General features: G+C 42.9%; 16 protein-coding genes. 9 read left to right on the top strand and 7 right to left on the bottom strand.

The window, feature by feature from the left end; all coding sequences use genetic code 11:
• Positions 1 to 55: 55 nt before the first annotated feature.
• The 3 genes from bioH (at position 56) to ACXAC4_RS15460 (ending at position 2,117) form a co-directional block, all read left to right on the top strand.
• Positions 56 to 793, top strand: coding sequence for a pimeloyl-ACP methyl ester esterase BioH (gene bioH / locus ACXAC4_RS15470; RefSeq protein WP_475163150.1), 738 nt, complete (start codon positions 56 to 58; stop codon positions 791 to 793).
• 104 nt (positions 794 to 897) lie between these two features.
• Positions 898 to 1,206, top strand: coding sequence for a hypothetical protein (locus ACXAC4_RS15465; RefSeq protein WP_475163148.1), 309 nt, complete (start codon positions 898 to 900; stop codon positions 1,204 to 1,206).
• Positions 1,207 to 1,211: 5 nt separating this feature from the next.
• Entirely contained in the window at positions 1,212 to 2,117 is a 906-nt protein-coding gene (locus tag ACXAC4_RS15460) for a putative metalloprotease CJM1_0395 family protein (RefSeq protein ID WP_475163146.1), read from the top strand.
• A gap of 80 nt (positions 2,118 to 2,197) precedes the next feature.
• Here the strand turns inward: ACXAC4_RS15460 and ACXAC4_RS15455 are convergent, their stop codons facing one another.
• Both ACXAC4_RS15455 and greB read right to left on the bottom strand, forming a co-directional pair.
• Entirely contained in the window at positions 2,198 to 4,522 is a 2,325-nt protein-coding gene (locus ACXAC4_RS15455) for a Tex family protein (protein WP_475163145.1), read from the bottom strand.
• A gap of 88 nt (positions 4,523 to 4,610) precedes the next feature.
• Positions 4,611 to 5,084: a transcription elongation factor GreB gene (greB, locus tag ACXAC4_RS15450; RefSeq protein WP_058031162.1), complete on the bottom strand. Its 474-nt coding sequence runs from the start codon at positions 5,082 to 5,084 to the stop codon at positions 4,611 to 4,613.
• Between the two features lie 182 nt (positions 5,085 to 5,266).
• Here greB and ompR point away from each other — a divergent pair, with 182 nt between their 5' ends.
• Positions 5,267 to 5,986 (top strand): osmolarity response regulator transcription factor OmpR, encoded by a 720-nt coding sequence (gene ompR, locus ACXAC4_RS15445; RefSeq protein WP_138478239.1) that lies wholly within the window; start codon positions 5,267 to 5,269, stop codon positions 5,984 to 5,986.
• Between the two features lie 8 nt (positions 5,987 to 5,994).
• Complete coding sequence (gene envZ / locus ACXAC4_RS15440; RefSeq protein ID WP_475163143.1) at positions 5,995 to 7,296, top strand: two-component system sensor histidine kinase EnvZ; 1,302 nt, start codon at positions 5,995 to 5,997, stop codon at positions 7,294 to 7,296.
• A 71-nt stretch (positions 7,297 to 7,367) separates the two neighbouring features.
• Here envZ and hemN read toward each other — a convergent pair whose 3' ends face one another.
• Together hemN and ACXAC4_RS15430 are read right to left on the bottom strand one after the other, a co-directional pair.
• Positions 7,368 to 8,738, bottom strand: a complete 1,371-nt coding sequence (hemN, locus tag ACXAC4_RS15435) for an oxygen-independent coproporphyrinogen III oxidase (protein WP_475163140.1) — start codon at positions 8,736 to 8,738, stop codon at positions 7,368 to 7,370.
• A 107-nt stretch (positions 8,739 to 8,845) separates the two neighbouring features.
• Positions 8,846 to 10,876: a methyl-accepting chemotaxis protein gene (locus ACXAC4_RS15430; RefSeq protein ID WP_475163137.1), complete on the bottom strand. Its 2,031-nt coding sequence runs from the start codon at positions 10,874 to 10,876 to the stop codon at positions 8,846 to 8,848.
• A 140-nt stretch (positions 10,877 to 11,016) separates the two neighbouring features.
• Between ACXAC4_RS15430 and ACXAC4_RS15425 the strand changes: the two genes are divergently transcribed.
• A complete protein-coding gene (locus ACXAC4_RS15425; protein ID WP_475163135.1) occupies positions 11,017 to 11,772 on the top strand; it encodes a Rossmann-fold NAD(P)-binding domain-containing protein in 756 nt (251 codons plus the stop codon).
• 7 nt (positions 11,773 to 11,779) lie between these two features.
• On the opposite strand, the gene hutC is transcribed toward ACXAC4_RS15425, so the two are convergent.
• The gene (gene hutC / locus ACXAC4_RS15420; protein WP_475163133.1) at positions 11,780 to 12,499 is read right to left on the bottom strand and encodes a histidine utilization repressor; all 720 of its coding nucleotides are present in this window, start codon (positions 12,497 to 12,499) and stop codon (positions 11,780 to 11,782) included.
• Positions 12,500 to 12,611: 112 nt separating this feature from the next.
• Here hutC and hutI point away from each other — a divergent pair, with 112 nt between their 5' ends.
• The gene (gene hutI, locus ACXAC4_RS15415) at positions 12,612 to 13,835 is read left to right on the top strand and encodes an imidazolonepropionase (protein WP_475163132.1); all 1,224 of its coding nucleotides are present in this window, start codon (positions 12,612 to 12,614) and stop codon (positions 13,833 to 13,835) included.
• A 31-nt stretch (positions 13,836 to 13,866) separates the two neighbouring features.
• Positions 13,867 to 15,645, top strand: a complete 1,779-nt coding sequence (locus ACXAC4_RS15410) for an EAL domain-containing protein (RefSeq protein ID WP_475164167.1) — start codon at positions 13,867 to 13,869, stop codon at positions 15,643 to 15,645.
• 14 nt (positions 15,646 to 15,659) lie between these two features.
• Here ACXAC4_RS15410 and ACXAC4_RS15405 read toward each other — a convergent pair whose 3' ends face one another.
• Both ACXAC4_RS15405 and rraA read right to left on the bottom strand, forming a co-directional pair.
• Positions 15,660 to 16,712 carry a formimidoylglutamase gene (locus ACXAC4_RS15405; protein ID WP_475163131.1) on the bottom strand — a complete coding sequence of 351 codons (1,053 nt, stop codon included), beginning with the start codon at positions 16,710 to 16,712 and terminating at the stop codon, positions 15,660 to 15,662.
• Complete coding sequence (gene rraA, locus ACXAC4_RS15400; RefSeq protein WP_349285111.1) at positions 16,712 to 17,221, bottom strand: ribonuclease E activity regulator RraA; 510 nt, start codon at positions 17,219 to 17,221, stop codon at positions 16,712 to 16,714. The genes ACXAC4_RS15405 and rraA overlap by 1 nt, the downstream gene beginning before the upstream one ends.
• Before the next feature lie 251 nt (positions 17,222 to 17,472).
• Here rraA and ACXAC4_RS15395 point away from each other — a divergent pair, with 251 nt between their 5' ends.
• Entirely contained in the window at positions 17,473 to 18,501 is a 1,029-nt protein-coding gene (locus ACXAC4_RS15395; protein ID WP_475163127.1) for a glycosyltransferase family protein, read from the top strand.
• Positions 18,502 to 18,507 lie beyond the last annotated feature (6 nt).

The raw sequence follows: 18,507 nt of genomic DNA, 5'->3' as shown, positions 1-18,507 counted from the left end.
GTGTTCATCCTTGGTATCAGTATCATACGGCTAAGTTTGGTTTAGAGTAGAAATAATGCAAAAAGAAATCGTGTTGCTTCATGGTTGGGGTATGAACCGACAGGTTTGGCAGTTATTAGAGCAAGAGTTACAAGGCGTTGTTGAAGGGCAGGTAAAAAGTTTAGACTTACCGGGTTTTGGTCATGCTCAAATGCCTGAACAACCTTATTCTCTTGCCTCCGCTGCAGCGCTTATTGCGGAACAACTAGCTGATAATTCAACCTTAGTTGGTTGGTCACTTGGTGGCTTGGTTGCGCTTCATATTGCAAAGTACTATCCACAAAAGGTAAACAAAGTAGTGCTAATTGCCTCAACGCCGTTTTTTGCTGAATCAGATAGTTGGTCAGGTATTAAGGTAGAGGTGCTAGAAAACTTTAAAGCGCAATTGCTTGAGAATAGTGCAAAGACTATAGAACGTTTTTTAGCGATACAAGCTATGGGGTCAGAACACGCTAAGCAAGATGTTAAACAATTAAGAGCTTGGTTATTAGAAGCGCCAGAGGCAAACTCCGAAGCGTTGAGTTCTGGGCTCGATATTCTTTTAAATGATGATTATCGGAAGGTTTTTAGCACGCTCGAACAGCCAATATATGGCTTATTTGGGAAGTTAGACTCTTTAGTGCCAAGACGAAGCATTGCTAAAATGAAGGCCTTAAACGTTAACTTCCAAGCAGAGGTTTTATCAAAAGCGTCACATGCGCCTTTTATTTCACATCGAGCTGAAAGTTTAAATTTCCTAAAATCAGTACTTTAATAAAAAGCGGCAAAAAATTGCCGCTTTTTACTGCCGAAAACTTTATTTTGTACCATGTTTGCGCAATAATTAAACATATTTAGATTTTTGCGAAGGTGCTTATTATGCCTATTGGTGACGTGCTGAATAATGGTATAGACGGTTACAACCGTGCCAGTCAAGGTATTGAACGTGCCACGGCAGAGATAAATCGCGCAACTGCGTCGGAGCAAGATGAATCTCAGCTTGCACAACAACGTCAGTTGCAAGGTGCTAGTCCTGACGAAGCTGTCACTGCGCCTGTATCTCAACCAGCAAAAGTTGATGAAGCCTTAGTTAATCTTAAAGTCGAAGAGTTTAACGCCAAAGCAAACACTCAGTCGATCCGCACCGCAGATGAAGTGCTAGGTACTTTGATAGATATATCAGTTTAAATGTTATGAATATTGCAACGCCGCAGCCGGCGATTAACTTAAATACATCCAACGTCTACACAGAAACAGCTAGGCGTGATAATCAGCTGCGCGAAGTAATACCTAAACCAGCCCCATCTAATGCAAGTCATACCGAAAATAAAGCGCTGAACGATGGTGAGAAATCACGTTCTCATCTTAACGATGATAGCGGTACTTACGACAGTACTGGTCAGTTACAGCAAAATAAGGTTATTGCTGAAGATGATGAGCAACGCGAGCAACAGAGTAAAGGTAGTTCGCAAGAAGAAACTTCAGAACAAGAACAACAAAACCAAGAAGCTGAGCAGCAGCAAATTGAAGAGTTAAAAACTCGAGACAGAGAGGTGCGTTTGCATGAGCAGGCGCATGCGCGTGTCGGTGGGCAATATGCAGGCTCTCCAACTTATGAATATCAGCGAGGACCAGACGGTAACAACTATGCTGTTGGTGGTCAGGTAATGATTGATGTTGCTGAGGTACCCAACGATCCAAAAGCAACCATAGACAAAATGCAAACGGTGCGTGCTGCTGCACTGGCACCGGCAGAACCGTCAGGTGCAGATAGAGCAATAGCGGCTGATGCAACTCAAAAAATGGCGTCTGCACAAGCTGATTTGGCTCAGCAAGTGATTAGTGGTGACGAGCAAGCTGAATCTGAAAGTGGTTCAGTGGGGACATATGAAACACGTAGATTAAGTGAAGAAGATAGCTCTGATAATGACATTCAAACTTTAGAGCGAGCTTCATTGCAAAGTGAAGGCGACCCCTATTCAGTTGCTTTACCTATAGAACCTGATCCTGAAATTCAGGCTAGAGCATTGCGGATCAGTGATTTTTATCAGCACGTTGCTGTGCCCAACACCAATAGCAATTTATCTGTGTCAGTTTAATATATTAAAAAAGCCGCTTGGAGCGGCTTTTTTATTGGTTCAATATCAACCATTTTGATTAATTATGACGGGCACTGATATTATTTTTTCAGTTTAGCAAAAGCTTCTGCAAAGGCATTGCCCATTGCAGCATTTCCAGCATCTTTTTTAGGGCGCTGTCCTTTGGTTTGCTTGTTATTAGGTTTACTTTGCGAAGGTTTACTCGAAGTAGACTTACCCTGAGGCGCAGCTTGCTGCACGTCATCATCTAGACGCATTGTAAAGCTAATGCGTTTTCTAGCCACATCGACTTCTAACACTTTCACTTTTACGATATCGCCCGCTTTTACGACTTCGCGCGGATCAGAAATAAACTTATTGGTGATCGCAGAAATATGTACTAGACCATCTTGGTGAACACCTACATCAACAAAGGCGCCAAAGTTAGCCACATTTGATACGACGCCTTCTAAAATCATTCCGACTTTTAGATCTTGAATGGTTTCGACACCGGCTTTGAAGGCTGCCGTTTTAAATTCAGGTCGAGGGTCACGCCCTGGCTTATCTAGTTCAGAAATGATGTCAGTGACCGTTGGTAAACCAAATTTGTCATTCGTGAATAGAGCAGGCTCGAGTTGTTTTAAAACTTCGCTGTTACCGATCAGGTCGCTCACTTCGATATTTTTTTCAGTACAGATCTGTTTAACCACAGGGTATGCTTCAGGGTGAACCGCTGAGCTATCAAGTGGATCAGCACCGTTTACAATGCGTAAGAAACCGGCTGCTTGTTCAAATGCTTTTGGCCCTAAGCGCGCGACCTTTTTCAACTGTGTACGGTTGTTAAATGAACCGTTCTCATCTCTAAACTGCACAATATTGCTAGCCAGTGTTTTGTTTAGGCCAGAAACGCGGGTAAGTAGTGGTACCGAAGCGGTATTGACATCAACGCCCACCGAGTTTACACAATCTTCAACCACAGAGATAAGTGACTGACCTAGTTGACTTTGAGAAACATCGTGTTGGTATTGGCCTACACCAATTGATTTAGGCTCAATTTTTACCAGCTCTGCAAGCGGGTCTTGTAATCGGCGAGCAATTGAAACTGCACCACGTAACGATACGTCTAAATTTGGGAATTCATTCGCGGCAAACTCAGAAGCAGAATAAACAGATGCACCTGCTTCACTGACCATGATTTTGCTCATGTTGAGCTCTTTGTTGTTAGCTAATAGTTCAGCTGCAAGTTTATCTGTCTCACGAGAAGCTGTACCGTTGCCAATGGCGATTAGCTCTACTTTATGCTGACGACATAATTGCTCTAAAGTACGAACTGACTTGTCCCAGTGATTCTGTGGTGCATGTGGGAAGATAGTATTTGTGGTTAACAGCTTACCTGTTGCATCAACCACAGCCACTTTACAGCCCGTACGCAGGCCTGGATCGATACCCATAGTGACACGAGGACCAGCTGGGGCTGCCATCAATAGGTCCTTTAAGTTCTTGGCAAATACATCAATGGCTTGTGCCTCTGCTTTTTCACGCATGGTGCCTAAAAACTCATTTTCTAGGTGCAGAGATAGTTTTACTCTCCAAGCCCATTGAACCACTGACATTAACCAAGCACTTGCTGTTGCTGAACTTACATTTAATTGGTAATGATCAGCGATGATTTGTGCACAATATTGTGCTGGGTTTTCGCTGCTTGGTTCAGGGTTAATGTTTAACTGTAATATGCCTTCGTTGCGGGCACGCAGCATAGCTAATGCACGATGCGAAGGGACTTTTGTGAGCTTCTCAGAATGCTCAAAGTAGTCGCGGTATTTAGCACCAGCGTCTTCTTGCCCTTTGATTACTTTGGCTTCGATTACACCCTGTGTGTCGATTTGTTTTCTTAGCTTTGCCAGTAACTTAGCGTCTTCGGCGAAGCGTTCAATTAAAATAAATTTAGCACCGTCTAGTGCCGCTTTGTCATCTTCAATGCCTTTTTCAGCATTTACGAATTGAGCTGCATGGCTTTCAGGGTCTAAGGCAGCATCCTTATAAAGGGCATCTGCAAGTGGCTCTAAACCTGCTTCAATGGCAATTTGACCTTTAGTACGGCGCTTAGGCTTGTAGGGTAGATATAAATCTTCTAACTCGGTTTTACTCTGCGCGCTGTTGATATCAGCGGCAAGGGCATCACTTAACTTACCTTGCTCTGAAATGGTATCAAGAATGAAGCGTCTTCTGTCTTCTAGTTCTCTTAAATAACCAAGTCGTTGTTCTAGAAGACGTAATTGTGTGTCGTCTAGACCGCCGGTTACTTCTTTACGGTAACGAGCAATAAATGGAACTGTGGCACCTTCATCAAGAAGTGCAGTGGCAGCAATAATTTGCTGTTCTTTTGCATTTAGCTCTTGTGCCAAACGTGCAGAGATGTTGCTCATGCAAAATCCTTATAAATTCAGATGTATACGTGCTGTCTAAGCGTATTTTATGTGGGCGATCATAGCATAGCGTCTATGAATAAGAAGCTTATTTAAGGTATTCGATAGTATTTACATACCAGAGCTTTTCTCCCTCTGGTGTGCGCACGACAAACTCGTCGTCGACTTCCTTACCTAATAGTGCTCGTGCCATTGGTGCGTCTATAGAAATATAGTCTTTTCGGTCATAAATTTCATCTGGACCGACAATTCTGAAACGTTTTATTTCTTCTTGTTCATTTTCAATTTCAACCCAAGCGCCAAAGTAGACTTTGCCGGCTTGTTGAGGGTCATATTGAACAATCTTTAAATCGGGCAAACGTTTTCTTAAATAGCGTACTCTGCGGTCTATTTGCCGCAATAAGCGCTTATTAAAGGTATAATCAGCATTTTCAGAGCGATCACCTAAGCTGGCTGCCCAATTCACAATTTTGGTTATTTCAGGGCGTTTTTCATACCAGAGGTGGTCATGCTCTTTTTGCAGTTGGTTATAACCCTCAGGGGTAATTAAGTTAGTTTTCATTCGCTAATTAGGGTTATCTTTACTCACCTGACACGGTAATAAAAAATCATCTGGGTGTCGAGCTAGCAAAATATTAAAAAATTGTAATGTTCGGTAACAAAACTCTTCATAGTAATGGTGTCGAGAAATGACATTTTCAATTATATTAAGCAAAGATATTGGATAAAAAGAAGAAATCAATCATGGGAAATGAAACTACCAAGGTATTAGTTGTCGACGATGATATGCGTTTACGCAGTTTGTTGGAGCGTTATCTCGTCGAGCAAGGTTTTATTGTTCGTGCTGCGGCTAACAGTGAGCAAATGGATCGCTTACTTGAGCGCGAAAACTTTCATTTAATGGTGTTAGATTTAATGCTTCCTGGCGAAGACGGCTTGTCTATTTGTCGCCGCTTACGTCAAAAAGAGAACGAGATCCCAATCGTCATGCTAACAGCCAAGGGTGATGAAGTTGACCGTATTATAGGTCTAGAGTTAGGGGCTGATGATTACATCCCGAAACCATTCAACCCAAGAGAGTTATTGGCGCGTATTAAGGCTATTTTACGTCGTCGCGCCAAAGAAGTACCAGGTGCGCCTGCTGCCGAAGAAAATGAAGTAGAGTTTGGTATCTTTAAACTGAACTTGGCGACCCGTGAAATGCAAAAGGGTGATGAGGTTATCTCACTAACCAGTGGTGAATTTGCGGTATTGAAGGCTTTAGTGAAGCACCCAAGAGAGCCATTGAGTCGTGACAAATTAATGAATCTTGCACGTGGCCGTGATTATAGTGCCCTTGAGCGTAGTATCGACGTTCAGGTATCACGTTTACGCCGTATGATTGAAGAAGATGCAGCGAACCCTAGATACATCCAAACTGTTTGGGGTCTAGGTTATGTGTTTGTGCCAGACGGTGAAAAGTAGTTTCGTTTATGAGCTTTTTTCCACGTAGCGCTTTTGGGCAAACGGTTTTCTTTGTTGGTGCTTTATTGCTTATCAACCAAATCGTTTCTTATATTACAGTGACACTGTATGTGTTTAAGCCAACCTTCGAGCAAGTGAATTTGATGTTGGCTAAGCAAGTCAAAACAGTATTCATTGATTGGGAAGAAGGGGTCGAAATAAACAAAGCGACCTCAGATAAATTCTTTGAAATCACGGGTATTGAAGTAATGACCCAAAGACAAGCGTATATGAATGGTTTAGACAAGGCCAAAGAATATAGTTTGTTGTCTAAGAGTATGTCTGAGCAGTTAAATGGTTCTGCAAGAGTGCGGATCAGCCAAGGCGACCCCGTGGTCTATTGGGTAGAAGCGCCGCAAGCACCAGGCTATTGGGTGAGGGTACCGCTGACAGGCTTTAGTGAAACAAAAATGGAGTTTTTGATTTTCTACCTGTCGAGTATTGGCTTTTTGAGTGTATTGGGGGGCTGGTGGTTTGCAAGGCATCTTAACCGCCCACTAAAAGCATTACAAACAGCAGCCGGTCGAGTCGGTGTGGGAGATTTTTCTACTCGACTCGTGGAGCGAGGATCAACGGAAGTTGTTGAAGTAACACAAGCATTTAACAAGATGTCGAAAGGAATCGCTGAGCTCGAGAATGACCGACGACTCTTGATGGCCGGTGTTTCTCATGACTTGCGCACACCACTGACCCGTATTCGTTTAGCTACCGAAATGATGTCAGACGAAGAAGACTACTTAAAAGAAGGGATCATTGATGACATTGAAGATATGAATGCCATTATTGATCAGTTTATTGAGTATCTTCGTCACCACAACAGCGGGGAAATGCACCCTGATGATGTGAATAGTCTAGTGTCTGAGGTTGTGCATGCTGAGCAGCAACATCAGCGTGAAATTAACTTAACAGCTGCTGATAGCTTACCAAAAGTGATCATGAATACGGTTGCGTTAAAACGTGTTGTTACCAATATGATAGAAAATGCCATTCGTTATTCCGATGAGGCCATTGATGTCAGCACTGCATACAACCCGCGTAAGAAAATGGTGATTGTCACTGTGAAAGACCGTGGACCGGGTATTCCTGAAGCTGAATTGGAAAGTGTCTTTGAGCCTTTTAAGCAAGGTGACCAAGCTCGGGGCAGTGAAGGCAGTGGTTTGGGTTTGGCAATTATAAAACGCATTGTCGCGACACATGGCGGTACGGTGAAGCTTCGTAATCGTCAAGAAGGCGGCTTAAGTGCTGAAGTATATTTACCGGCTTTAGCCTAATATCTGACTTAGAAAGTAAAAAGGATGGCTTAGCCAACCTTTTTTGTACGTATTTATTAGATGAGCAGTGCTTAAATAACGCGTGAGAATCGCGTATTTTTAATCTGCTGTTGTAAATACGCGTCAAAGCACATACAGATAATACGAATGAATAAATTGCCTTTGCTGGTGACTTCAATACGCTGCGCTGATAATGTCACGAGCTCATCTTCTGCCAGTGGTTTGAGTGCTTCTAGGGCTTCGCTGAAGTAATCGATAAAGTCGATATTATATTTAGCCTCAATCGCCTTTATGTCTAATTCAAAATGACATATCAGTTGTTTGATAACATCGGCTCTGAGCTCATCGTCATTATTTAGGCGCATCCCTTTATGGGTCGCACAGCCAATCTCGTTAATGTCTGAGTAATAGGTTTTGAGCTCTTTTTGGTTTTGCAAAATCGCATTACCAATCTGTGAAATAGACGACACTCCTAGGCCTAATAAGTCGCAATTACCATGTGTTGTATAGCCTTGGAAGTTACGATGAAGCTCTCCATTTCTTTGCGCAACAGCAAGCTCGTCGTCTTTTTTAGCAAAGTGGTCCATACCGATAAACTGATAACCTGCCTCAGTCATTTGCTGTAGCGTATTTTTGAAGATCTCAAGCTTTTGCTGCGGACTTGGCATGTCCGCTTCTTTTAGTTTGCGTTGCGCGGCAAATCTATCAGGGAGGTGAGCGTAGTTGAACACCGACACTCTGTCTGGGCTCAGCGCTATCAGTTGCTCAATGCTTTGCTTAAAACTTTCTGGGGTTTGGTGAGGTAAGCCGTAGATCATATCTGTATTGACGGATTTAAACCCGAGTGCTCTTGCTTGCTTTACCAGTGCTAAAACTTCTTCGACACATTGCGGACGGTTTACCGCAGCTTGTACTTCATCATTGAAATCTTGAATACCAAACGAAACTCGGTTGAATCCCAAGTTTTTCAAGGTGACTAACATGTCGTCAGCAATAGAGCGCGGGTCGATTTCAATACCGCGTTGCGCGTCTTCAGTGAAGTTGAAGTGTGCTTCTACAATATCAATCAGGCGTGTCATTTGCTCGGCAGTTAAAAACGTTGGCGTACCGCCACCTAAATGCAATTGCTCAACACGGTAATGCGCAAACACAGAGGACTGCGCCTGTACTTCTTTTTCTAGATGATCTAAATAGACGTCAGCTTTTGACTGATGGCGTGTCACGATTTTATTGCAACCACAGTAGTAACAAAGCTGGTGGCAAAATGGGATATGAATATAGAGCGATAAAGCCTGATTTTTTGACTGCTTCACTGCGGTATGTAAATCAGTCTGTTGATAACCGCTCTCTAATGATAATGCAGTTGGATAAGAAGTATATCTTGGCCCAGACACATTATATTTTTTGATTAGGGACTCATCCCAAGTTGGTAAATTAATCACGATACGCACTCATCTATTAGATTAGAGTGTGTAGTGTATGACGAGAAGTGAAGGTCGGTTTTGATCTGTAGCAAAGCAGGGCATAAATCATGCCCTGCTCAGAATAGTTAAAGCTTGAATTGGTTTACCGTACTATTAAGTGATTTAGCCAATCCATTTAGATCATGTGCCTCATCAGCCAAAGTGTGAGCGTGATTAGCAGTGCTGTTAACTAGGTCATTAATTGCATTTAAGCTGGTGTTAATGTCTTCAGCCACAATGGTCTGCTGCTCAGTTGCGGTTGCAATCTGATGGCTCTGATCTTGAACCGTTGCCACAGAGCTGGCGATTTCTTGCAATGAATCGAGCACTTCTTGTGTCTGTGATACAGAGCCCTCAGCCTGATCTTGGCCTTGTTGCATCATAGTTGATGCTTGCTGTGCAATTTGTTGTAGTCGCGTGATCATATTGCGAATATCGTCTGTTGATTCTTGCGTTCTACTCGCCAGCGAGCGCACTTCATCAGCAACTACTGCGAAGCCTCGACCTTGTTCACCAGCACGTGCCGCTTCAATCGCAGCGTTTAGTGCCAGTAAATTAGTTTGCTCGGCAATGCCATTGATCACGTCAATTACCGCGCCAATGTTAGTAGTTTCTTTTTCAAGACCTGCAACAACTTTCGCAGCCTCACCGATGTGGTTAGCCAATTCAGTCATCACTGTTTGTGCTTGGCTTGAACGCGTCGCGCCGTCGTTCGTCATGCGTTGTACTTGCTCAGCAGCGTGACTGGCTTCTTGTGCATTGCGTGAGATTTCAGTCACAGTTGCAGCCATTTCTGTTACCGCAGCACTGACACTGTCAACTTGTTCTTTCTCTTGTTGGATTTCACTATTGGTACTGGCAGACACAGAGCTTAATTGTTCAGAGGCATGACCTAGCTGAGAGGCTTGTTGCGCTGTGGTTTGCATCATTGCACGCAGCTTTTCAATAAAAGTGTTCATATGGGAAGCAAGCTGACCAACTTCATCATTGCTTTCAATATTGATCCGACGCGTTAAGTCGCCTTCACCTGACGCAATGTCACGCATAGTGTCGGCAAGAGACACTATCGGTTTAGTGATCATCTGTGTCGCCCATAAGATCATAAGAACCACAATGCTGATAATCACTAGGAAGGCGATCACGGTACTCATGACGGCTTCATTTACTGGCTCTTCTATAAATGATACTGGGATCATGACACCCACATGCCAATCGAGTAATGGTTCATCGAGTTTTACGCTGTTATACACCACGTAATAGTCTTGGCCTTTGAAGGTAACAACTGATGTGCCTGATTCATTATTTTTAATTTCAGAGTTTAATGCTCGGAAGCCTCTGGTATCTGAAAACTGTTTTTCTAGCCCGTCTAGGCCTTCTTTTCCATTCGGACCTTCATCGGTAATAGACAGCTTGTGGCCTGTTTGTTTTGATAAATGAACAACGTTTAAATTGTTATCTAGCAGGAAGCCGTACCCTTGGCCTTGAAAGCGGATCTGCTCAACCAACTGGTTGATTTGTTCCATTTGCAAATCAATACCTGCGATCCCCAATAACTTACGCGATGAATTGTAGACAGGTAGCTTGATCACGGCAGATACGTCGCCTGTGTTTGCATCGACTGAAACCGGGCTCACATGCAATTTACCAATCGCCATTGCCTCTGGCCACCATCCACGCTTATAAGCAAAATATGGACGACCATCAGAGAAGTGAGAAGTACGTTCGTTTTCTTTGAAGTACTCACCTGTAATAGCAGACGCAAAGAAAGTTGACAACACATTATCATTATTTGTCGTGAGCCTATCAAAATCTCGATTGACTAGGTCATAACCCGGTTGGCTTGATAGCTCAGCTTCGCGCTCGGTATATTGCTCAAAAAAGTCTACAACATGAGCGCTTTGTGCAAAGGTGCTGACTAGTTCACCGTATTGTGCAAAAAACGATTCCATCGACAGTTTTTCGGCATAAATGTAGCTTTGCGCTTCACGTTCAACACTGTCGCGAGAAATCGTTGCCAGGTGATTTACAAAGTAGCTGGAGGCGATAATAAGCAGTACAGAAATTGTACCACCGATCAGTAGGAGTATTTTTCTCCTGAGGGATAAGTTGTTAAGCATGATATATTCTTTTTATTGGTAACCGCACTACTCTTAATCAAAGCATATCTGAGTCGCTTTGACCACAGTTAACATAAGATTGACGTTATATTGTTCCTATAATAGTACTTTGCGGTTTGAAATTAATACAGAGGTATGAGATGAAGCTAGTTGTTTTGGGGGCTGGTTGGCTGGGAAGTGCGTTAATCGAGAGAGCCACAGAGGTAAATTGGCAAGTACAGGGTACCAGTCGTAGCTCAAACTCCAGTAGTGTAATCATTCGACAGTTTACATTGCAAGAAGACAAGTTAATTCATTCTGTGGATTTAAAAGACGCTTATTGGGTGTGCGCTATTCCTCCGAGAGCACGTCATGCTGACAGCAATTATCTTGAAACTTTATCTGCTGCGTTAAGGCTTTCTGATGAATTAGCGTGTAAAGGGTTTTTGTTATGCTCAAGTACAGGTGTGTATTCAGAGCAAGATGGTACCTATACCGAAAGTGGTGAATTAGACACTGAAACCACGCGTAAGAAGATTTTGCTTGCAGCAGAGCAAAAAGTATTTGATGCCAAGGGAAAGGTTTTACGTTTGGCGGGGCTCGTTGGGCCAAATCGAGAACCAGGGCAATTTGTAGCGGGTAAAACACTTAAAAGTAGCAGTCAAGCTGTTGTAAACATGGTGCACCAAGCCGATGTCGTTGCCGCCATTGAGACGGTAATACTCAACTGGGCGGGAGCTAATGCTGTTTATAATGTTTGTCACCCTAGCCACCCAACTCGTCAAGATTATTACCAGCAAAGATGCGCTAAGTTAGGCACACAGCCCCCTTCATTTGCAAGTGACATCGCCAGTGCAAGAGTGATAGATGGTTTAGCCATTGAAGCACTGGGCTTTTGCTATCAGGCTGAGATTTAACTGTGCGTTATTTTACTTTTTTCTTAAAGGTGAGATGACCGCCTAAACGATATTTGCTGCCTGGAGAAATGAGCCGGGTAAAGCTGACAATACCATTAGCACTCCATGTTCTTCTGATCATTTGTAAGCAAGGCTCTTCGTTATATAAACCAAGCCACTGACAAACATCTTGGCTTGGCATAATGGCTTCAATGGTGTGTTTTGCTTCAGTCAGCGGCGCCACTGCCGAAAGGTATTCATGTGGTGTGACGATAGTAAAGTCTTGTGCCAGATAATCAGGTGCAAGTGCTGGGGTTACAAAACGCTCTTCAGCTTGGAGAGCTTGGCCATTCTCGTGGTGAACAATCACGCTGCGATATACTTTGCTGTCTATATCAACACCGAGTGCGATAGCGATAGGCGCCATGGCGGCGATTTCTTCTAGAGCGACGACCTCAGCACTGTACTCACCATTTCTCTCTTTTACTTCATCGGCGATATTTTTAATCTCTAACATAGAAGACTGTGACTTGAGGCTGGCTACAAATGTACCTAAACCTTGACTTCGCGTTAATACTCCACTGTCTGTCAATTCACTCAAAGCGCGTCTGGCGGTCATACGGCTTACACTAAATCGCTCAGCAAGTTCATTTTCAGAGGGAACACGTTGGTCTTCTTTCCAAATACCAGCACTAATTTGGTCGGTGATATGCTGTTTTATCAATGCAAATTTAGGTTCGTTGGCCATACTAGATAATTAAATAGAGAGTATATGCCATTAAAAATGGCACAGATTTCTTGTATATACAAGTTTGCGTGATAGGCTTATAGGCAATTAAACAAACTCAAATGAGGCTGTGATGTTTGAAGCAGATTTAGTGATAACCGATGTTAATCTGGCAACCATGGATAGCAATGTAGATGCTCCATATGGTGCAATAGAGCAAGGCGCGTTAATAATCAAAGACGATAAAATCGCTTGGATAGGTAAGCAAAGTGACTTGCCTGAGTTCGATGCTCTAGCGATACCTGTGATTAACGCAAAAGGACAGTGGTTAACGCCAGGCCTAATTGATTGTCATACGCATATTCTTTTTGCAGGAAACCGAGCCGGCGAGTTTGAACAGCGTTTAAATGGTGTTTCTTACCAAGAGATAGCTCAGCAAGGCGGTGGTATTGCTAGTACTGTACGTGCCACTCGAGAAGCAGACGAAGAAACCTTGTTCGTAGCAGGTAAAAATCGTTTAAATAGCTTATTGAGCGAAGGCGTAACGACGGTTGAGAGTAAGTCGGGGTATGGCTTAGATTTAAACACTGAGATTAAATTACTTGAAGTGAATAAAGTCTTAAATGACAACCACCCTGTTGATATTCAAAGTACATTTTTGGGCGCACATGCATTACCGCCTGAGTTTAAACATGACTCAGATGCATATATCGATTTAGTATGCGATGTCATGTTGCCAAAAGTGGCTGAGCTTAATTTGGCAGATGCGGTGGATGTATTCTGTGAAAATGTTGGATTCAGTTATGCGCAGACAAAGCGGGTATTTGAGAAAGCACGTCAACTAGGCTTACCAGTAAAATGCCATGCTGAACAATTATCAAATCAGCACGGTACTGAATTAGTTGCTGAGTTTAAAGGTCTGTCGGCAGATCATATTGAGTATCTCGATGAAGCAGGTGTAAAAGCGATGGCTGATGCAGGTACGGTTGCGGTGTTATTACCTGGTGCTTTTTATTTCCTGAGAGAAACACAAATGCCACCGATTGAGTTACTTCGTCAATATAAAGTCCCGATGGCTATCGCCAGTGACTTTAACCCAGGCACTGCACCGTTGTGTTCATTACGTTTGATGCTGAATATGGGCTGTACTCTATTTAGATTAACACCAGAAGAGACTTTGCAAGGGGTAACGGTAAATGCTGCGAAAGCACTTGGACTGGCAGATCGAGGCATGCTTAAAGTGGGCATGCGAGCCGATTTAGCCCTATGGGATATTGCAACTCCAGCGCAATTAAGTTATCAATTTGGTGTAAATGAGCTATCAAATTTGTGGATCTCAGGTAAACTGATCCAATAAGAAGTATTTAATTTATAGGTGAAAGTTGGTGATGACCTTACTAGGTACATTGACCAGCTTTCCTGTATTCAATGGATTGCAACAGGGGGAGCTGGCACTACTAACCGCGTTTTTAGGTGGGTTAGTGTTAATGGGCAGTATCGCTTTAATTATCCTTACCCATTCGCAATCAAGTCGCGCTCTTCATGTTGTTACTATGCTGGTGGCTTTCACCGCATTGCTTCCCAATATGTGGGCAACGTATGCAATCTCTCTGGTGTTATTCGGCCACCTCTACCTAGCACTTAAACTTGGTTCAAAACCTTTACTTTTGATGTCGTTTCTCGCGGCAGCAGCATATTTACTGTTATTAGGGGGAGCGATAGTTTGGTACTGGCCAATTCAGTTAACGTTACTGCCTTTACTCTTGATTTATATTTCACAGCTTTATGAGTTCTCTTTAAAACCAAGTAATAATAGCGCCTCAGATTTACCAGAGCAGGGCGAAATAAGAAAGCAAGATGTTCTAGGTTTACCCCCTAGAAGTGCGTTGAGAGATGCTTATTATGCTCACACAGAGCAAGATGCTTCTCCTATGGTATTAGTGATGATCCGCCTCGAAGGGTTTGAACAGGTGAATTTTCATTTAGGTCGAGAGTACGGCGATTTATTACTTGCGCAATCAGCGAACCGAATTAAGCAGCAATTGCAAAACGAGGACATTGTAAATATTGAACAAGGGGATGAATGCGCTAAGCTTGCGCACTTAGGAGGATTAAACTTTGTGTTCTTATGCTCCTTAGCCCATCAACAACATCTTCATGAACAAGTTATAGGTGCCATAGTGCAAACTACGTTAAAGCCGTTTAACGTAGGTCATTGCACCATAGAAATAAAAGCCAAGGCCAGTTATGTCTCTTTCGCTGATAAAGTCAGTGATTTTGATAATGCCATCACGTGTGCATTTTTAGCGCTCGATTCAGAGCCTAATAAGGTCGTGACTGAATATCAAAATAGCATGCGAACTGCGAAACAAGAGCAGCAAGCACGTTTGGCTGAGCTTACTCATCACGACTTTAGAGATCAGCTCGAGCTATATTTTCAACCAGTCATTCGTCATAGCGATAATGGTATTGAGTTCTTAGAGTTATTGCTGCGTTGGCAGCATCCAAAGCAGGGGATTTTAGCTGCCGGTAAGTTCATTGATGATATTCGCATTGCAGGGTTAGCCTTGCCTGTTGCTCAGTTCGTGATAGAGCGAGCTGCGGAGATTGCGATGGCGCTGAAAATGGAAGGGATCAAAATGGCGTTGAGCGTCAATGTTTTTGGTCCAGAAATGCTGCATGAAGAATTTATTGAGTTTTTAGACGATGTGCTGTTGACTCACCATCTTGAAGCAGGTGACTTAATTATTGAGTGTCCATCTGCGCTGTTTATGTCTTTGGATGCACAGGGCGTGGCCATGATAGCACGTCTTCGCAGTATTGGTGTTCGTCTGTGTGTAGACGGCTTCGGTGAGGCTCCACTAGTATTGGCTAAGTTACCGAAATTAACCGTTGATTATGTCAAAGTAGGGCAGTCCCTTACCCGAGATCATCAACACCAAGGTGCACTCAGAGGCATTGTCAGAGGGCTGGTAGACATGCAGCATCAGTTAGATTGTGCGGTTATTTGTGAGGGCGTTGAAAGCCAAGAGCAGCTTAACTTTGCGCAAAGCTTAAATACTTTTGCCGCTCAGGGATATTATTTCGAAAGGCCATTGAGTAGTGTGGGTATGTTGAGCTGGATAAAGCAATATCAGCTTGAGCACCATCATTTAGTTGATCATTAAAAGGGTAGCTATTGCTACCCTTGCTGTTTACCCAACAAGTAACTACAGACTAAGCCACTTAATACTTGCCCAGCTTCAGTTATGCCTTGCTCTAAGCCATTCGGGTGTGTCGAAGGTGCTGCCTCACACAGATGTAAATAACGGCTAGCACTGTGCGTTGCACCCAGATAGACAAAATGCTCTGCATCGCTGACAGAAAAACCACAATTAGTAAAAGCGCTAACAGGCATGCCACTAATGGCATCTACATCAACTTCAATACCTAAAGGTTTATCAATTTTAAAGCGGGCTAAACTGTGTGTGCAGTCTGAAGTTAAACTACGGCTGCGCATAACTTGCAAGGTTTGGTAAGTGGTGTAGGTAAACCCGGCATTAGTCAGCGAGCTGATAATGGTTTGGTTATTTTTTTGCTCATGCATGCCAACTACATGGTAATCATGTAAGTATCCGTCTTGATATGCATAGTGGAAACCGTTGCCACTATGACGACCTTCAATGGCCCTAAAATCAGCATGTGGGTCAAAGTTAATGGCATTACATGGCTTAGCTTCACTGGTGCTTAAGGCTTTTAAAATTGGGTAACAATTATTGTGGCCACCACCTATGACAATCGCTTCTAAACCTGCATCAAAAACAGGTTTTAAAACGGCTGTCACTCGCTCATCTAATTCGCCACATAAACGTCTTAATTGTGCTAAACCTTCGGCATTTGCGTTATCCAATGTTTTGCTTTGTGATTGCAAATCATCACAATTGACTTCGCCTAACAGCAATACTGATTTGGGATCTAGGAACTCATTACTAGGTAAGTTTAAAAAGCGTTTTAAAAACGCTTGCCAACCTTGTGTTGCGCCTCCGCGACCACAGTTTGCTCTTGGGCCTATGTCCTCGTTAATGCCGAGTAAAACATATTTAATACCAAACTCAGCTGCATCTTTTAGTGCACTTTCTAAAGGGGCTGATTGATCTAAATAAGAGATTGATTGCCAAAAGCGAGTTTCATTCGCTCTGCTGGTAGTAAAGCACTTTGTATCGGCTTCACTATATCGAATTAACCAGTTACTCATTATGCTTCGACTTCTTCAAGCGCATCTTCAAGTACCAGCTCTTCGGCGGAAATGATAATCCCAGTGCTGTCAGCATATAGGTAATCGTCTTCATAAAACGAAACACCTGCAAAGTTGACGGGGACACCTTGCTCGCCACTACCTTGGCTATCAGCTGCGACTGGAATAGACGCAATAGCTTGTATACCTAATTCACACTCTTCGAGTTCATCAACATGCCTTACTGCACCATAAACAACAATACCTTGCCAATGATTCTCTACAGCCAGTTCAGCCAATTCGATATCAATCAGCGCTCGGCGCGAAGAGCCACCACCATCAATTAATAGAATTTTACCAGTACCATCTTGTTCTAAAATCTCTTGAATCAGTTCGTTGTTTTCAAAGCATTTCACTGTGACGATGCGACCGCAAAATGCAGAGTGTCCACCAAAGTTAATGAACATGGGTTCAAGTACATCGATAGCATCTGCAAAATGATCGCATAAGTCAGATGTGCTGTAGTCCATATTGAGTTCTCCAGAGAGTGTGTGTTTGCTCCAGTATACTCTGATGCAAGCTCATAGCAATGGCAAAATTGCTGTAAAAGCAGGCACTTTGTGCGTTCAATCAAAGTCTTTTGAATTCCATAATAGTGTCTTAAAAAGTTCACCCAACTGTTACTTTTAAAGTCTAAAGTTTAATCAGTAGACAACAGTTTTGTGTAAGAAATGCCAGTTTTGACAACGCCCAGGTGTTCTTGCCACAAGGAACAAATAAGGTGAATTCATTGAAAGTGTTATATGCAGCAAAAATCATCGATCTTGCACAATTACAGCAAACACTTTTGTTGATTCAGTGCTTCAAAGCGCATCAAGTAAACTCAGATGTGATCCTATCCGGTAATAGTCTGTCAAACCTTATGAGTAAGCAGATAATTGCCGAAATTGAAGCGCTTAAAGTGGGGAGTTGCTCGGTGCGGCATAAACCAAATCGCTTTACGAAAACCTTCAGACAAAAAGTTTCTGATATTTTTACTCATCGAGCATATTTTAAAGTCGCAAATTATGACTTAGTCATTACTGACAATGAGTCGATTGTCGCCTGGTCGGCAAAGCTTTCAGGGATCCCTGTACTCGCTTTGGGGCATCATGTGGCAGTAAACCATCATCAACTGCCTTTTGAAGGGGCGAATCTAACGAGAATTTGGCAGCAATGGTTAGTGCCTGCTGATTACCGTGTCGGGTTTCACTGGATCCCTTTTGCGAAAAATATTTTGCCTCCTATCGTGCCTAGCTATAACACGACTTGTATTAAAAATAAGGTGGTTGTTTATTTGCCGTCAGAAAAATTAGAGGCGATAGAGGTATTGCTGACAAGTTTTCCAAATACGGAATTTTATTGTTTTCACCCAGCAGCAGAGGTGAGGTCGGTGGGCAATATTCATTACCGGCCCGATGATCATGAGCAGTTATTACATGATATGAAAAGTTGTAAAGGCGTGATTGCACATGCGCAATTTGAAGTACTTAATGCAGCACTGAATATGGGAAAAAGCCTATTAATTAAACCACTTGAGCAAGAACTAACACAGGTGATTGATGCAAGCTTGTTAATTAAACTTGGTTGGGCAAAGCAGATGCATTATTTAAATGCCAATGCAGTTGAAGATTTTTTGGACACCGCGCCTAAAAAATCGGTGGATTTTTCAGCAGATCCGTGTGCCCTTGTTGAGTGGATTAAAGCAGAGCAATGGCATGATGTCAGCGCATTGCATGATTTCGTTTGGAAATCATTGAAAGTTGGATAGTTCCAA

The organism is Pseudoalteromonas sp. AWM4_233, assembly GCF_056158285.1.
The sequence above is the reverse complement of the archived record's forward strand: the minus strand, read 5'-3'. Positions and strand labels throughout refer to the sequence as shown.